A 15212-nucleotide genomic window follows, 5' to 3' on the forward strand; every position below is an offset into this window, starting at 1 on the left:
GTTTCAATTCTTCAATTCACGGTTGCTCCCGCCGAAAGACGGGCGGTCACAGCCGTTGGCGCAGAGTATGCTCCCAGCAGCCCACGGAGGGTTGAAAATGGTGCGACTCGTCAGCGCGCTCGCCTTGGCGTACATCGTCTGGCGGCCGGTTTCCAGTGGCTATGCCTTGTATCCGACACTGACCGTGATCGCCGCCCTGGCATTGTGGCGGGTGTCGTCTCGCCGATATGTCGCCGAACCATTCGTAGTGAGTGGATTGCTATTTGTGTTCGCTGGCGCGATCGCCGCGGTGATCGGATCATTCAACTCGGCACCCGGTCTTTCACACGAATGCTGGGTGTGGTTCGGCAGCTTCATCATCTGGGGGCTGTGGGCAATTTCCTTGGACCGGACCGCAATTCGCGACGCTCTGCTCGCAATTACGATCACGGCGACATTGGTGGGCGGCACCATCGTGCTGTACACCTGGGGCAACGATGGCATCCTTCCGCAACTCATTCCTGACTGGTTGGTGCGTGCCCAGGGAGCGGGGTTCAGCCTCACGGCGGAGGGCAGCCACATCCGCTACTACAGCTTGTCCTCGCTGGCCGCTGCGGCACCATTGGTGACCGCCGGTCTACTGGCAGGCAAAGACAGCTTGTTACCTCCGCGGTGGCTGCTCGCCGTCGCCTCTGCCGTATGCATCACTGCAGCGCTGGTTTCCGGACGGCGTGCGATCGCCGTGGTCGCGATCATGGCTCCGATCATCGCGTTCCTCTTCATGAGGGCGCTGCGACCAACGCCCGTGCGGCGCGGCCGACCCCGCGATATCGATTTGCGGGTAGTCGCCGCGGTCCCACTTCTTCTCATCGGCATCGCGATTGCTGCCAACTTCTTGGTCGTTCGGCGAGTTCTGACTGCGATGTCGCAGGCCGCGTTCGTGTTCTTCGACATCGGCCGGCCCACCATCGGTGTCAAAGGGGCAGGCGACATCGAGCGGGACATCCAGGCCACCCAACTGCTGACCGCCTTTGCCGAAAAGCCGCTATTCGGTTACGGATTGGGCGCACGGTTGCCCAGCGGGTACTACCGTGCCGTGGACCGGCCATACCTGTTCGAACTGCAATACCACCAGTTGCTGTTCACATCCGGTCTGGTGGGCTTTGCACTCGTGACGGCCGCAGGGGTGGCAGCAATTGTCGGAATCCGCCGTGCGGCAAGGGCATGCCCCCAGCATCTGCCCGTGCTCGTCGCATCGGCGACCGGCGCTGCGGCGCTTCTGATCGTGAACGCGTCGAACCCGTACCTGCAGGCCGTCGGCCACGGGTGGGGACTCGCACTGGTTGTCGGCGTCGCGAACGCGCTACTCGACCCGCAGCAGCGCGACGACCGCCCCTCGAGTTCCGACGCCAACTCGTGGAAGCAGAAATACTTCGAGGCGTTCGGTAGGAGCATCAGCGGCCGGCGTGCCGCCGGCCGGGCGGGGGCGATTGGTGGCGACTAGCGCGCCACTCACCACAGTCGCGACGTATGGCCGCGCCGGATCGAGCAGTCGCGTCCGGATCCATGACTGGATCACGCACCTCGGCTTGTCGACGACGAACTACGACTACCTCGGCACGCCAAACCTTTTCGGCAGGACAGTGCTGGCCAACTGGACGCGAATACCCGCGGCCGAGGCACGGATACGGCTTGCTGGTCGGTCACGGCGGATCGACAACCTACTGATGTCGCGAGAGGCGACGCCGTTCAGCAGAGGCGGAGTCGAAACCCGATTGCTACGCAGGGCGAAACACAGCTCGTACGATTTCGATGACGCCATTTGGGCGGACGACCGCGGCGGAATCCATCGCTTGCTTTCGAAGCCCAGAGTGTGGGCGCGTTCAGTCGCAGCTGCCGATTGCGTCATCGCGGGAAGTGACTACCTGGCCAACGCCGCGGCGCGCTTCAACTCCAATGTCGTCATGATTCCCAGTTGTGTCGAACCCGACATGTACGAGTGCCCCTCGTCGTACGAATTGGACGAGTCCCCGACTCTCGTCTGGCTTGGGTCGCCGACCACTGAACATCACCTCACCGCGATCACCGACGCGCTTCTGCAGTTGAACAAGCGGCGCGGGGCCAGGCTCAAGGTCATCAGTTCGGGTGATCGCCCGCTCGGGCCGCTGGCGGCGATGACCGATCGCATCGCGTGGAACCTGGACGACTTCACCAAGCATCTGTCGATGTCCGCGGTCGGGTTGGCTCCCCTGCGCGAGGATCCGTACAGCGTCGGGAAATGTGCCTACAAATTGCTGCAATACGGAGCGGCCGGGCTACCGATTGTGGCCTCGCCGGTAGGCGCCAATCGCGAGGTGGTGGATGCGTTGGGCGGGCTGGCGGCGACGTCGCAGTCAGAATGGGTCGACGCGGTCGGTTCGATTCTGGACGCCTCTGCCGAGTCGCGCGCGGCGATGGGCAGAAGGGCCAGGGACCGCGTGTGCGAGGGCTACAGCTTTGCGGCGTGGTCCGCGCAGTGGCGCAACGCAGTGCTTGATCACTCAAGTTGACGCGCGGCCGCCGTCTCAAGAACTTCGCTGACAGCAACGAAAGCACCCGCGTTATTGACGGTGGCGCATAAAATGGCGGTGGCCATTTGAGGAGTGCCCCTTGTCAAAGCCCTCTGCCGAGCGGGTCGGAGCCGTCGACGTCGGTGATCGGTACGTCGATCTGCTGCAAAGCGCCCTCATCATGTCGCTGTGGAATGCCGGCGACGGCGCACTCGAGCAGCGGATCGGCGGCCCACTTCAGGTCCTGGCCACCAAGGTGAAAACGCAAATCAAGCGACAGCTCACGATGTCGCAGGCCGAGCGCGCGGCCAAACTCGGAGCACGCGATGACGGCCGGGATTGGCCGCGGCTTGCACATACGATGATCGGCCGGAAACGCATGGAGAACCTGCGCTTCTGCATGGAAGACGTGCTCGCCAACGACGTGCCCGGCGACTTCATCGAGACGGGCGTATGGCGCGGCGGCGCCTGCATCTTCATGCGCGGCATCCTCGCCGCGCGCGGGGTCACCGACAGGCGCGTGTGGGTTGCCGATTCCTTTGCCGGACTTCCGCCGCCCAATGCCGCGAAGTACCCGGCGGACGCCCGAGGGAAGCTGTACGACTGCGCCGAACTGGCGGTTCCACTGGAGACGGTGAAGGCAACATTCGAGCGCTACGGCCTGCTCGACGACAACGTCCGATTCCTCAAGGGCTGGTTCAAGGACACACTCCCGTCGGCTCCGATCGAACGGCTGGCCGTCGCCAGGCTCGACGGCGACATGTATGAATCCACGATCGACGCTTTGACCAATCTGTATCCGAAGCTCTCGCCGGGCGGGTATCTGATCGTCGACGACTACGGCGCGGTACGGGCATGCAGACGGGCCGTTGCCGATTACCGCGCCGAGTACGGCATCGAGGACCCGATCGTGGCTATCGACTCGTCCGGGGTGTTCTGGCAGAAGTCGGGGTGATCGGCGTTACCGGGCAGGATCGCGTCGGGATCATCACCAGCCAGGCCTTCTCGGTGGTCAACTTCAGAGGCCCGTTGATCAGCGAACTGGTCAAAATCGGCGTCGCGATCTACGCGCTGGCCCCGGACTACACCGAGGACCTGAAGCGTCAGGTCCGCGAACTTGGTGCCGAACCCGTCGACTACTCCCTTTCGCGAGCAGGTCTCAATCCCATTTCAGATGCGAAAAGCATGTTCAGCATGATCGCAACCGTGCGGCGGCTGAGACTCGACGCGGTCCTCACTTACCACATCAAACCGGTGATCTACGGATCGATTGCCGCCGTGATCGCACGAGTTCCAAACCGGTACGCGATGATCGAAGGGTTGGGATATCTGTTTTTGAACGATCCCGACTCAGGCAGTAAATCCCGGGCTGTCATGCGCTGGGTGGCGACCAACATGTATCGACTGTCGCTCTTCTTCAATCGCAGGGTCTTCTTCGAAAACGAAGACGACCCAACGCGATTCCGTCACCTTGGCGTCGTCAAGCCGACTCAGATCGTGGTCCTGGACGGGATAGGTGTGGACCTCGAGCACTATCCGGTGAAACATGACTTTCCTCCCCCGACGACATTCATCCTCGTCGCAAGGATGTTGCGCACCAAGGGCGTCCGCGACTACGTCGATGCGGCCAGAATCGTCTGCGCGAGATATCCGACCAGCCGATTCATTCTGGTGGGGCAGGTCGACGTCAATCCAGACTCGATCACAGCGTCCGAGCTGCAAACCTGGGTGGACGAAGGCATCGTCGAATGGACCGGCCACGTCCCAGACGTCCGCGTCTGGCTGGCGCAGGCGAGCGTGTTCGTATTGCCCTCCTACGGCGAGGGAAAGCCCCGCAGCACGCTGGAAGCGATGGCCAGCGGCCTGCCGATCATCACCACCGACTGCAGCGGCTGCCGCGAAACCGTCGAAGAGGGCGTGAACGGATTGCTGGTCCCCGTTCACGACCCGAAAGCCCTCGCCAAGGCCATGATTCGGTTCGTTGAAGACCCGGCGCTGGCCAAAGAGTTCGGGCGGATGAGTCGCCAGATAGCGGAACGCAGATTCGACATTCACGAAGCCAACACACGAATCATGCGGGCGCTGGGTTATGGCTGACCGCGTCTTACTCACTGGTGCAACAGGTTTCGTCGGCAGGGCCGTGTTGGACCGGCTGACGGAACTCGATTTCGACGCCGTGGCGGCATCTCGCGACCTCGACGCGGTGTCACCCGATGTGCGTAGGTTCGGTATCGATCGGCTGGACGCCGGCACGGAGTGGGAAGACGCTCTTCGAGACGTGGCGTGTGTCATCCACACGGCTGCTCGCGTGCCCGGGACAAACGACGCCGAACATGCGGCTGACTTTCGCACCGTCAACGTCGATGGGACGCTGAATTTGGCTCGGCAGGCCGCGGATGCGGGCGTGCGCCGATTCGTCTTCCTCAGTTCAATCAAGGTCAACGGCGAAGAAACCACGTCCGATCGCCCCTTCGACGCCGATGATGCACCCGCACCTGTTGGCCCATACGGGATCTCGAAGCTACAGGCCGAGCATCAGCTGCTGGAGTTCGCCGATAGCAGTGGCATGGATGTGGTCATCATCCGTCCGCCACTCGTGTACGGCCCACACGTGAAAGCAAGCTTCCTTGGCATGATGAGATCGCTGGACAAGGGTTTGGCTCTGCCGTTCGGGCTGATTCGGAACAAGCGCAGCCTGATTGGTGTGGACAACTTGGTGGGCTTGATCATGACCTGCATCAGCCATCCGGGCGCCGCCAATCAGGTGTTCCTGATCAGCGACGGCGAAGACCTCTCGACGCCCGACTTGCTGCGACGTCTCGGACGAGCGATGGGCAAGCCCGCCAGGTTGGTGCCCACACCCCTGTCTGCGATCGAATCGGGAGACTCGTTCCTCGGAAACCCCGAAGTTGTACGACGACTGTGCCGAAACCTGCATGTCGACATCTCAAAGACCAAGCGCGTCCTCGGTTGGGCACCGACGATGAGCGTCGACGACGGCCTGCGCCGCACGGCGACCTGGTATCGAGTGTCGACATGAGTGCCGCGGGGAAGCGCATAGCCGACTGGGTGCTGGCCATCGCGGCGCTCCCAGCGTTCGTTTCCGTCGGCGTGATCGTGGCCGTCGCTGTGCGAGTCACGTCGCCGGGCCCAATCTTGTATTGGAGTCAGCGCGTTGGCGCCCATGACAAGCTCTTCCTGATGCCGAAGTTTCGGACTATGCGCGTCGACACCCCTGCTGTGGCAACTCATCTGCTCGAGAACTGCGATGCGTACCTGACGCCGATCGGAGCTTTTCTACGCAAAACGAGCCTCGACGAGTTGCCGCAGATATGGAGCATCTTGGTCGGCGACATGAGCTTTGTCGGCCCGCGTCCGGCACTGTTCAACCAATTCGATCTGATCGAGTTGCGCAGAAATCGCGGTGTCGACGCACTCATGCCAGGACTGACCGGCTGGGCTCAGGTCAATGGCCGGGATGACCTCGCCATCCCCGAGAAGGTGCGGTTCGACAGCGAATACCTGGCTCGGCAATCCCTGCACTTCGACATGTATATTCTGCTGCTGTCGATCGCGAAAGTCGTTCGCCGCGAAGGTGTTTCACACTGACTTACAGACTCGACCGCAGCGTCCAGGCGTGCCCGCGGAAGTGCATCACCGTGCGGCTGACCGGCGCAATGTCAATGCGCCAGAACGATTTTGGCGGTGCGTTGAGAACCACGAGGATCGCGGCGCGGACCACCGCGGGGTGGGTGACAGCGACCGGCCGGGCACGACGGGCGGTCAGCGAATCCATCCACCCTGCGACCCGGTCGATCAGCTCCACGACGGTCTCGCCACCGTGCGGCGCCCGCGTCGGGTCGGTGAGCCAGATCGCCAGATCGTCGGACTGCACGCCGCCGACCACATCGCCGCGCCAGCGGCCATAGTCCAGATCCGCCAATCGGTTGTCGACGGTGGCGTGCAGCCCGAGAAGTTCCGCGGTCTGTCTCGTTCGCTTCTCCGGTCCGCAGTACGCGCGCTCGGTGATGCCAAGGTCGATCGACGCGTCGACCTGACGATGCCCAACGGCGTTGAGCGGTTCATCGGTGGGAAATCGTCCGGCTGCCATCGCATCGGTCATGGCGTGCGACACGAGGGTGAGCCGGACGACCTCACTCACGCCGCGATGCTCTCCCGTCGCGGTTGCCGCAGCAGCCGGTCAGCCATCGATCCGAACGCCAGTCCGATCATCGCCCACAGCACGAATTGCGTGCCGAGCGAATACAACCGGAAGTCGTAGAGGACCTCGGCCGAAAAGTCGCCGGGCGTCTCGTCGATCGTGGGCAGAACCAGCATCACGACCGCAATCGCCACCACGTACGCCCCGGCACCGATCAGCGTCGCGCTCCATCGGCCGTACTGCGCCGCCAGGCGGTGGCCCAGGTACACCGCCGCCACCAACAGTGCAGCCGACAGCACGACCATCAGCAGGTAAAGCAGGGTGCGCTGCCTGATGGTTTCCTCGAGGCTGGTCGCAGGAGGATTCGGTGGATACTTCAAGAACGGAATCACGTACAGCGACAAGAACATTCCGCAGGCAAGCACGACCGACAGGGATCGCGGCGACAGGTTGCCGACGCGGCCGTAGAGCACGCAGTACGCCACGGCGAACAGGGCGCCCATCGCCACGCTGAACGCGAGCACGCCGAAGCCCATGCCGATGTTGGCCTGCACTCCGCGGGTGAATAGTTCGACGCCGTGCTCGTGGCCGTGTTCGTGCGATTCCTCATAGGCGAGCGCACGGGTGATCACCGGCTCGACAAAAGTGCGCGCGAATAGAAAGGCGAGCACGCCACCGATTGCGCCGGCCAATAGCCCGCGCGCGATTATTCGTTTTTCCATACCGCGGCTACCTGCTCAGTGGCAGGGGAAGCCGAGCAGATGGCGCGCATCGTGCACGAACTCGTGCACATACATGTTGTCGCCGAACACCGAGGTTGCCCCCTGGTCCAGACCGACGAAGTACAGCACCACCAAGGCGAGGAACGCCGTCAGCGACAGCCACATGGCCGCCTTGGCCACCGACAGATCGACTGCCGGTACGACGGTCTTGCGAGCCTCGGGAGAAGTCATCTCGTTTCCTTTCCGGGATGTCGCGTCCCAGCTACAGGGTTGACGACGGACGTCGGGTCTGACTGTCCACAGTGGCGCGACCGTTCTGGATTTTCACCAGCATTCCTTCGCCCGTCGATTACATGAGCATCCTAAACAAAGCCGCTAGCCTCCGGCGCCATATCCCAACTGCTGGGCGGTGTACTTCGCCGCATCGGTGACGGGCACGGCCTGCACCGCGGTGCCGTAGGCGCAAATCTCGGTCCACACGTCGCCGAGTTCGGTGGTGTCGAACCGCATACAGATGATGGCGTTCCCGCCCCTTCCGCGCGCCTCGGACATCAGCCGGTTCATCGCCTCGTTGCGGCTCTCGGCGAGGTTCTTCGTCATGCCCTGCAATTCGCCGCCGAACATCGACTTGAACCCGGCGCCGATTTGCGCGAACGCGTTTCGGGATCGGACGGTCAGCCCGAATACCTCGCCGCACACTCGCTGGATCTCCCAGCCGGGAAGATCATTGGTGGTCACTATCAGCACGCGCGGTCCTTTCTGAGGTGTTGCGGCCGAGATTAGCCGCAGCGAGTGTGCGAATTTATCCGCCGCCCGCGGCGCGTCGCGGATGAAACGGCACAGTCGTGGCCATTGCATGCAAAAACGCCCCCGACAATGTCGGGGGCGTTTTCGCTGTCGTTGTTTACTCGGACGCTGCCGCTGTCGGCGTGCCAGCCGCAGCTGCCTTCTCCAGTTCCGGCTCGACCGGCTCGGCCGGCTTCTTGGTTCCGGTGAACGTGAACTTCGCGTCCTCTCCGGAGCCTTCGCCGTCCCAGTTGTCGACGTCGACGGTGACGAGCTGGCCGGGTCCGACCTCCTCGAAGAGGATCTTCTCGCTCAACGCGTCCTCGATCTCGCGCTGGATGGTGCGGCGCAGCGGCCGGGCACCGAGCACGGGGTCGAACCCGCGCTTGGCCAGCAGGGCCTTGGCCTTGTCGGTCAAGACCATGGCCATGTCCTTGCCCTTGAGCTGCTTGGACACCCGGCCGATCATCAGGTCCACCATCGTGATGATCTCGTCGCGAGTCAGCTGGTGGAAGACGATGATGTCGTCGATGCGGTTGAGGAACTCAGGCCGGAAGTGCTTCTTCAGCTCGTCGTTGACCTTCTGCTTCATCCGCTCGTAGTTGTTCTCACCACCGCCCTGGGTGAAGCCGAGCCCCACAGCCTTGCTGATGTCGGACGTACCGAGGTTCGACGTGAAGATCAGCACGGTGTTCTTGAAGTCGACCGTGCGACCCTGACCGTCGGTCAGGCGGCCGTCCTCGAGGACCTGCAACAGGCTGTTGTAGATCTCCTGGTGGGCCTTCTCGATCTCGTCGAACAGAACCACGCTGAACGGCTTGCGCCGCACCTTCTCGGTGAGCTGGCCACCCTCCTCGTAGCCGACGTAGCCCGGAGGGGCGCCGAACAGCCGCGAGGCGGTGAAGCGGTCGTGGAACTCGCCCATGTCGATCTGGATCAACGCGTCGTCGTCGCCGAACAGGAACTCAGCGAGCGCCTTGGACAGCTCGGTCTTACCCACACCGGACGGGCCGGCGAAGATGAACGAGCCCGACGGCCGCTTCGGATCCTTCAGCCCGGCGCGGGTACGCCGGATCGCCTTGGAGACAGCCTTGACGGCGTCCTCCTGGCCGATGATCCGCTTGTGCAGCTCGTCCTCCATGCGCAGCAGACGAGTGGTCTCGGCCTCGGTCAACTTGAACACGGGGATACCGGTCCAGTTGCCGAGCACCTCGGCGATCTGCTCGTCGTCGACCTCGGCGACCACGTCGAGATCGCCTGAGCGCCACTGCTTCTCGCGCTCGGCGCGCTGCGCGACGAGTTGCTTCTCCTTGTCGCGCAGGCTGGCGGCCTTCTCGAAGTCCTGCGCGTCGATCGCGGACTCCTTCTCACGGCGCGCCTCGGCGATCTTCTCGTCGAAGTCGCGCAGGTCTGGCGGCGCGGTCATCCGGCGGATCCGCATCCGGGCACCGGCCTCGTCGATCAGGTCGATCGCCTTGTCCGGCAGGAAGCGGTCGTTGATGTACCGATCGGCCAGGGTGGCCGCGGCCACCATCGCGCTGTCGGTGATCGAGACGCGGTGATGCGCCTCGTAGCGATCGCGCAGCCCCTTGAGGATCTCGATGGTGTGCTCGACCGTCGGCTCGCCGACCTGCACCGGCTGGAACCGGCGCTCCAGCGCGGCGTCCTTCTCGATGTACTTGCGGTACTCGTCGAGAGTGGTCGCGCCGATGGTCTGCAGCTCGCCGCGGGCCAGCTTCGGCTTGAGGATGCTGGCCGCATCGATGGCGCCCTCGGCGGCACCCGCGCCGACGAGCGTGTGCAACTCGTCGATGAACAGGATGATGTCGCCGCGGGTGTTGATCTCCTTGAGCACCTTCTTCAGGCGTTCCTCGAAGTCACCGCGGTAGCGGCTGCCCGCCACCAGCGAACCGAGGTCCAGCGTGTAGAGCTGCTTGTCCTTCAGCGTCTCGGGCACCTCGCCGTGCACGATGGCCTGCGCCAGTCCTTCGACGACGGCCGTCTTGCCGACACCGGGCTCGCCGATCAGCACCGGGTTGTTCTTGGTGCGCCGGCTCAGCACCTGCATCACCCGCTCGATTTCCTTCTCGCGGCCGATGACGGGGTCGAGTTTGCCCTCCATCGCGGCCGCAGTCAGGTTGCGGCCGAACTGGTCGAGGACCAGCGAAGTGGACGGATTGCCCGCCTCGCCGCCGCGGCCGCCGGTGCCGGCCTCCGCAGCCTCCTTGCCCTGGTATCCGCTCAGCAGCTGGATCACCTGCTGGCGCACGCGGGTCAGTTCCGCGCCCAGCTTCACCAACACCTGGGCGGCGACGCCCTCGCCCTCACGAATCAGGCCGAGCAGAATGTGCTCGGTGCCGATGTAGTTGTGGCCGAGCTGCAGCGCCTCGCGCAGGCTCAACTCGAGCACCTTCTTGGCGCGGGGGGTGAAGGGGATGTGGCCCGACGGCGCCTGCTGGCCCTGGCCGATGATCTCCTCGACCTGGCTGCGCACGCCTTCGAGCGAGATGCCAAGCGACTCCAGCGACTTGGCCGCTACGCCTTCACCCTCGTGAATAAGTCCCAACAGGATGTGCTCGGTGCCGATGTAGTTGTGGTTGAGCATCCGGGCTTCTTCTTGAGCCAGGACGACGACCCTGCGGGCACGGTCGGTGAATCTCTCAAACATCGGTGGTTACCTGCTCTCCATCAAATAGGTATCGCGCATGCACGCTGTACCCGTCACCCAAGTCTAGTGGGCGGCCGCCGCCGCTGCGCTGCCTGCTGGCACAGTCCAGAAAGCCGGTGCAAAGACGGTCCTTGGCGCCATAGGCCCTGTACCCGGCGCCGCACATAGCAACGCCCCTGGTGGAGAATTCGTTTCCGAAGACCGCTCGCCGCGGGTTCGCCGCTAGCGAAAGGCGACTACCGGCCGTATCCAGGGCGAGCTGACCTGGCAACTCCCGCTTATGTTGCCGCGTGAAAAGCGTCTATCACATCCGCGGGGATGCGTCCGCGGGTGGAAACGTTGTGCCCGTTGCGCCGGGCCCATTCGCGAATTGCCGCACTTTGTTCGCGGTCGATCGCCGCGCGACCGCGGCCGGATCCAGCTGAACGGCCCCGCCTGCGGCCACCTACCCGACGGCCCGCGTCGACCCATTGCTTCAGGTCGTTTCGAAGCTTTGCGGCATTTTTGGAGGAAAGGTCGATCTCATAGCTCACCCCGTCGAGCCCGAATTCGACCGTCTCATCGGCTGCGCCTTCGCCGTCGAAATCATCGACAAGCGTGACGGTCACTTTCTTCGCCATTCCCCACACTGCCCTTCTGCTTGAGCACTAGCCCGGTAGTTTAGTCCTCGAACCCCCGCCCCAATGTGCCATAAGAACGCATACCATTCAACAAGTTCTGAAAAAATCGGAAACGAACCAGTTCAGTTGCTGTGCCGACGAACAATCGGGAACAAAACAGTCTCTCGAATCGACAGTCCCGTCAATGCCATCAACAACCGGTCGACGCCCATTCCGGTGCCAGTAGAAGGCGGCATCGCATACTCCAATGCGGACAAAAAATCCTCATCAAGAGCCATTGCCTCGTCATCGCCGGCGGCCGCCGCGCGAGCTTGGGCTTCGAACCTTTCGCGTTGGATAACGGGGTCGATCAGCTCGGAGTAACCGGTGGCCAGTTCGATCCTTCTGACGTACAGATCCCACTTTTCAGTGACGCCTTCGACGCTGCGGTGTGAGCGGGTCAGCGGGGTCGTCTCAACGGGAAAATCGCGCACGAAGGTCGGCGCCCAAAGGTTGTTACCGACAGTATGTTCCCAGAGTTCCTCGACCAATTTCCCGTGGCCGTAACCGCGATCGCGTGGAATCTCGACTTCGAGTTGATCGGCGATCTCCCATAACCGATCGGCCGGAGTCTGCGGCGTGATCTCTTCACCGAGTGCATCTGACAGAGACGGATACATTTGTATCGTCTCCCATTCACCGTCGATGTCGTAGATGCTGCCATCGGGCAATGGCAGCTTTCTTGTGCCGATGGCTTCGTCGGCGACCTCCTGAATAACCTCACGCGTCATGACGGCGGAATCGTCGTACGTGCCGTAGGCCTGATAAGTCTCGAGCATCGCGAATTCCGGCGAATGCGTCCAATCCGCGCCTTCGTTTCGGAACACCCGATTCAACTCGAAGACGCGCTCGAATCCGCCTACCAAGCAACGCTTTAGGAAGAGTTCCGGCGCGATCCGAAGGTACAGGTCGGCATCGAGCGCATTGGAGTGTGTGACGAACGGACGCGCGGCGGCGCCGCCTGCCAACGTCTGCAGCATTGGCGTCTCGACTTCGAGAAAACCGCGCCGCTGCAGCGCCTCGCGGACTGCACGCACCACTGCCACCCGTTGGCGAGCAATGGCGCGGGCTTCCGGACGAACGATCAGGTCGACATAGCGCTGCCGGACACGGGACTCTTCACTCATCTCTTTATGTGCAACGGGAAGGGGTCGCAGCGCCTTGGAAACAATTTGCCAGGAATCAGCGAGCACAGAAAGTTCGCCGCGTCGGGAACTGATCACCTCGCCGTGCGCGAAAACGAGGTCGCCGAGGTCGACATCCGACTTCCAGGCATCGAGTGATTCCTGTCCGACGCGATCGAGGCTGATCATCAGCTGCAGTTGCGTGCCGTCGCCCTCCTGCAACGTGGCGAAGCAGAGCTTTCCGGAATTACGCGCAAACATCACGCGGCCGGCGACGCCGACGAGCTGGCCCGTTTCGGCGTTGGCCTCCAGATCGGGATACGCCTGGCGGATCTCGGCCAGCGTGTGCGTGCGGGCGACCTCGACGGGGTAGGGCTCGCGGCCCTCAGCGAGCAGCCGCTCCCGCTTGGCCTGACGGATCCGGAACTGCTCGGGGACGTCGGACTCGAATTCGGGCTGATCAGGTGAGGTCACGACCGACCAGCTTAAATGAACGCATGGCCGCTCCGATCAGCGCCGCTGCGGTCACCGCGCTGGCCGACGAAGTGATCGACTGGCGCTTCAAGGGTCTGCCATCGGCGTGGTGGGGCCGCACAGTGGCGGAGGTTTGTGCAGAGCGACCCGATCTGTTCGAGGCAGGCGCGGTCGGCCCGGTATGCGTGCTGCGTGCCGATGCGCTGACGCACAACCTCACCGCGATGGCGGGCTGGTGCCGTGACCGCGGCGTCGAACTGGCGCCACACGGCAAGACGCACATGGCCCCTGAGCTGTTCGCCAGGCAACTCGAAGCGGGCGCCTGCGCGATCACCGCAGCGACACTGAGCCACGTGCGCGCATACCGCGCCTTCGGGGTGCGGGACATCGTGCTGTCCAACGAACTGGTCGACACGGCCGGATTACGTTGGCTGGCAACCGAACTCGACGCCAACCCCGACTTCTCCTTGGTGTGCTGGGTGGATTCGGTTCGCGGCGTCGAACTGATGACGGCGGCACTGGCGACCGGTGGAAGGCCGGTCGAGGTCTGCGTGGAGATCGGTATGCCCGGCGGGCGTACGGGCTGCCGCGACCGAGCCGCTGTCGACGAGGTGGCGCGGGCGGTCGCCGCGTCGCCACGGCTGCGGCTGGTCGGCGTCGCGGGCTACGAGGCCGCGTTCGGCCACGACATCGCACCGGACGCCGTCGCTGCGGTGACGGGATATCTACGTGACATGCGCGAAGCAGCGGTGCGACTGGCGCCGCTGTTCGAGACGGATCACGCGATCGTGACCGCGGGTGGCAGCACTTACTTCGATGCGGTGGCCGACGTGCTGGGTGGAGATTGGCGCACGATCGTGCGCAGCGGTGCGTACCTGACCCACGACGACGGCCTGTACGCGCGCACCTCGCCGCTTCGCACCACGCTGCAGCCCGCACTGCAGGTGTGGGCACAGGTGATGTCTCGTCCAGAGCCCGGATTGGCCCTGCTGACCATGGGCCGCCGCGACGTGTCCTTCGATCAGGATCTGCCGATGCCGCTCGGCTTGGCCGACAGTGAGGTGACCAAGCTCAACGATCAGCACGCGTACTTGCGGCTGGGCGGCGACGACGGCGTCGAGGTCGGCGACTGGCTGGGCTTCGGTGTTTCGCACCCGTGCACGGTGTTCGACAAGTGGCAGCTCATCCCTGAACTCGATGCGGACGACCGCGTCGTCGGCCTGATCCGGACTTACTTTTGAGCGGCCCTGGCCAGCAGGCCGCTCGGCCGTCTAGCGGGCCTGCTTCAGCCGGCCACGGCTGCTGTCGCGGTTGCGTTCGAACACCAGCCGCAGGCCGTCGAGCGTCAAGTGTTGGTCGTACTTCTCGACGGTGTGCACGTCGGGCAGCACCAGCGGGGCGGTGTGTCCGGTGGCGACCACCGCGACGTCGTCGCCGGCGAAGCCCTCGACATCCTCACGGATACGGTTGACCAACCCGTCGACCAGCCCGGCGAATCCGAACACGGCGCCGGCCTGCATGCACTCGACAGTGTTCTTGCCGACGACCGAACGGGGGCGGGTCAGCTCGACGCGACGCAACGCCGCCGATCGCGCGGCTGCGGCGTCGGAGGACACCTGCACCCCGGGAGCGATTGCGCCGCCGAGGAATTCACCTTTCGCGGACACGACGTCCACACAGATCGACGAACCGAAGTCGACCACGATCGCCGCGGAATTGTACTTGTGATAGGCCGCCAGACAGTTGACGATGCGGTCTGCACCAACCTCTTTCGGGTTGTCGACCAATAGCGGAATGCCGGTGCGAACACCCGGTTCGATCAACACGTGCGGCACCGAGGGCCAGTACTGCTCGAGCATCACCCGAACCTCGTGCAGCACCGACGGCACGGTTGAAAGGCCCGCCGCGCCGGTCAGACGTTCGGAATCGTCACCGATCAGGCCGTCGATGGTCAGGGCAAGCTCATCGGAGGTCACCTCCGACTCGGTGCGAATCCGCCAGTGCTGCACCACCTTCGCGTGGTCGCCAGATCCCGAGATCAGGCCGACGACGGTGTGAGTGTTGCGTACGTCGATAGCGAGAAGCACGG

15 protein-coding genes are annotated in these 15212 nt (G+C 63.7%); 7 read left to right on the forward strand and 8 right to left on the reverse strand.

What is annotated here, in order from left to right; translation table 11 throughout:
* Positions 1 to 97: 97 nt before the first annotated feature.
* The 6 genes from J3E61_RS06385 (at position 98) to J3E61_RS06410 (ending at position 6137) form a co-directional block, all read left to right on the forward strand.
* Positions 98 to 1483 carry a hypothetical protein gene (locus J3E61_RS06385; RefSeq protein WP_210082986.1) on the forward strand — a complete coding sequence of 462 codons (1386 nt, stop codon included), beginning with the start codon at positions 98 to 100 and terminating at the stop codon, positions 1481 to 1483.
* Positions 1473 to 2528, forward strand: a complete 1056-nt coding sequence (locus J3E61_RS06390) for a glycosyltransferase (RefSeq protein WP_210082987.1) — start codon at positions 1473 to 1475, stop codon at positions 2526 to 2528. The genes J3E61_RS06385 and J3E61_RS06390 overlap by 11 nt, the downstream gene beginning before the upstream one ends.
* A gap of 181 nt (positions 2529 to 2709) precedes the next feature.
* A complete protein-coding gene (locus J3E61_RS06395; RefSeq protein ID WP_192725212.1) occupies positions 2710 to 3483 on the forward strand; it encodes a class I SAM-dependent methyltransferase in 774 nt (257 codons plus the stop codon).
* Positions 3480 to 4625 (forward strand): glycosyltransferase family 4 protein, encoded by a 1146-nt coding sequence (locus J3E61_RS06400; RefSeq protein WP_210082988.1) that lies wholly within the window; start codon positions 3480 to 3482, stop codon positions 4623 to 4625. The genes J3E61_RS06395 and J3E61_RS06400 overlap by 4 nt, the downstream gene beginning before the upstream one ends.
* A complete protein-coding gene (locus J3E61_RS06405) occupies positions 4618 to 5568 on the forward strand; it encodes an SDR family oxidoreductase (RefSeq protein WP_210082989.1) in 951 nt (316 codons plus the stop codon). The genes J3E61_RS06400 and J3E61_RS06405 overlap by 8 nt, the downstream gene beginning before the upstream one ends.
* Positions 5565 to 6137: a sugar transferase gene (locus J3E61_RS06410; RefSeq protein WP_210082990.1), complete on the forward strand. Its 573-nt coding sequence runs from the start codon at positions 5565 to 5567 to the stop codon at positions 6135 to 6137. Before J3E61_RS06405 ends, J3E61_RS06410 begins: the two co-directional genes overlap by 4 nt.
* Before the next feature lies 1 nt (position 6138).
* Here J3E61_RS06410 and J3E61_RS06415 read toward each other — a convergent pair whose 3' ends face one another.
* From J3E61_RS06415 to lysS, 7 genes are all read right to left on the reverse strand, one after another.
* Positions 6139 to 6690, reverse strand: coding sequence for a histidine phosphatase family protein (locus tag J3E61_RS06415; protein WP_210082991.1), 552 nt, complete (start codon positions 6688 to 6690; stop codon positions 6139 to 6141).
* The gene (locus J3E61_RS06420) at positions 6687 to 7412 is read right to left on the reverse strand and encodes a CbtA family protein (protein WP_210082992.1); all 726 of its coding nucleotides are present in this window, start codon (positions 7410 to 7412) and stop codon (positions 6687 to 6689) included. The genes J3E61_RS06415 and J3E61_RS06420 overlap by 4 nt, the downstream gene beginning before the upstream one ends.
* Before the next feature lie 15 nt (positions 7413 to 7427).
* Positions 7428 to 7643 (reverse strand): CbtB-domain containing protein, encoded by a 216-nt coding sequence (locus J3E61_RS06425; protein WP_210082993.1) that lies wholly within the window; start codon positions 7641 to 7643, stop codon positions 7428 to 7430.
* Between the two features lie 144 nt (positions 7644 to 7787).
* Entirely contained in the window at positions 7788 to 8159 is a 372-nt protein-coding gene (locus tag J3E61_RS06430) for a heavy metal-binding domain-containing protein (protein WP_192724430.1), read from the reverse strand.
* Between the two features lie 157 nt (positions 8160 to 8316).
* Positions 8317 to 10866, reverse strand: a complete 2550-nt coding sequence (clpC1, locus tag J3E61_RS06435; protein WP_192724431.1) for an ATP-dependent protease ATP-binding subunit ClpC — start codon at positions 10864 to 10866, stop codon at positions 8317 to 8319.
* 278 nt (positions 10867 to 11144) lie between these two features.
* On the reverse strand, positions 11145 to 11486 hold the full coding sequence (locus J3E61_RS06440; protein ID WP_192724432.1) for an Lsr2 family protein: 342 nt from the start codon (positions 11484 to 11486) through the stop codon (positions 11145 to 11147).
* A 122-nt stretch (positions 11487 to 11608) separates the two neighbouring features.
* Positions 11609 to 13123, reverse strand: coding sequence for a lysine--tRNA ligase (lysS, locus tag J3E61_RS06445; RefSeq protein WP_192724433.1), 1515 nt, complete (start codon positions 13121 to 13123; stop codon positions 11609 to 11611).
* Between the two features lie 23 nt (positions 13124 to 13146).
* Here lysS and J3E61_RS06450 point away from each other — a divergent pair, with 23 nt between their 5' ends.
* Positions 13147 to 14364 (forward strand): alanine racemase, encoded by a 1218-nt coding sequence (locus tag J3E61_RS06450; RefSeq protein ID WP_210082994.1) that lies wholly within the window; start codon positions 13147 to 13149, stop codon positions 14362 to 14364.
* 30 nt (positions 14365 to 14394) lie between these two features.
* Here the strand turns inward: J3E61_RS06450 and J3E61_RS06455 are convergent, their stop codons facing one another.
* Positions 14395 to 15210, reverse strand: coding sequence for a type III pantothenate kinase (locus J3E61_RS06455; protein ID WP_192724434.1), 816 nt, complete (start codon positions 15208 to 15210; stop codon positions 14395 to 14397).
* Positions 15211 to 15212 lie beyond the last annotated feature (2 nt).

Source organism: Mycobacterium sp. OAE908, assembly GCF_017872775.1.
In the GTDB taxonomy this organism is placed as follows: Bacteria; Actinomycetota; Actinomycetes; order Mycobacteriales; family Mycobacteriaceae; genus Mycobacterium.

What these genes read in the sequence shown, in the direction of transcription:
- J3E61_RS06385 (WP_210082986.1), top strand. Translation starts at nt 98, where the DNA reads ATGGTGCGACTCGTCAGCGCGCTCGCCTTGGCGTACATCGTCTGGCGG.
- J3E61_RS06410 (WP_210082990.1), top strand. Translation starts at nt 5,565, where the DNA reads ATGAGTGCCGCGGGGAAGCGCATAGCCGACTGGGTGCTGGCCATCGCG.
- J3E61_RS06440 (WP_192724432.1), bottom strand. Translation starts at nt 11,486, where the DNA reads ATGGCGAAGAAAGTGACCGTCACGCTTGTCGATGATTTCGACGGCGAA.
- J3E61_RS06420 (WP_210082992.1), bottom strand. Translation starts at nt 7,412, where the DNA reads ATGGAAAAACGAATAATCGCGCGCGGGCTATTGGCCGGCGCAATCGGT.
- J3E61_RS06405 (WP_210082989.1), top strand. Translation starts at nt 4,618, where the DNA reads ATGGCTGACCGCGTCTTACTCACTGGTGCAACAGGTTTCGTCGGCAGG.
- J3E61_RS06450 (WP_210082994.1), top strand. Translation starts at nt 13,147, where the DNA reads ATGGCCGCTCCGATCAGCGCCGCTGCGGTCACCGCGCTGGCCGACGAA.
- J3E61_RS06425 (WP_210082993.1), bottom strand. Translation starts at nt 7,643, where the DNA reads ATGACTTCTCCCGAGGCTCGCAAGACCGTCGTACCGGCAGTCGATCTG.
- J3E61_RS06395 (WP_192725212.1), top strand. Translation starts at nt 2,710, where the DNA reads ATGTCGCTGTGGAATGCCGGCGACGGCGCACTCGAGCAGCGGATCGGC.
- clpC1 (WP_192724431.1), bottom strand. Translation starts at nt 10,866, where the DNA reads ATGTTTGAGAGATTCACCGACCGTGCCCGCAGGGTCGTCGTCCTGGCT.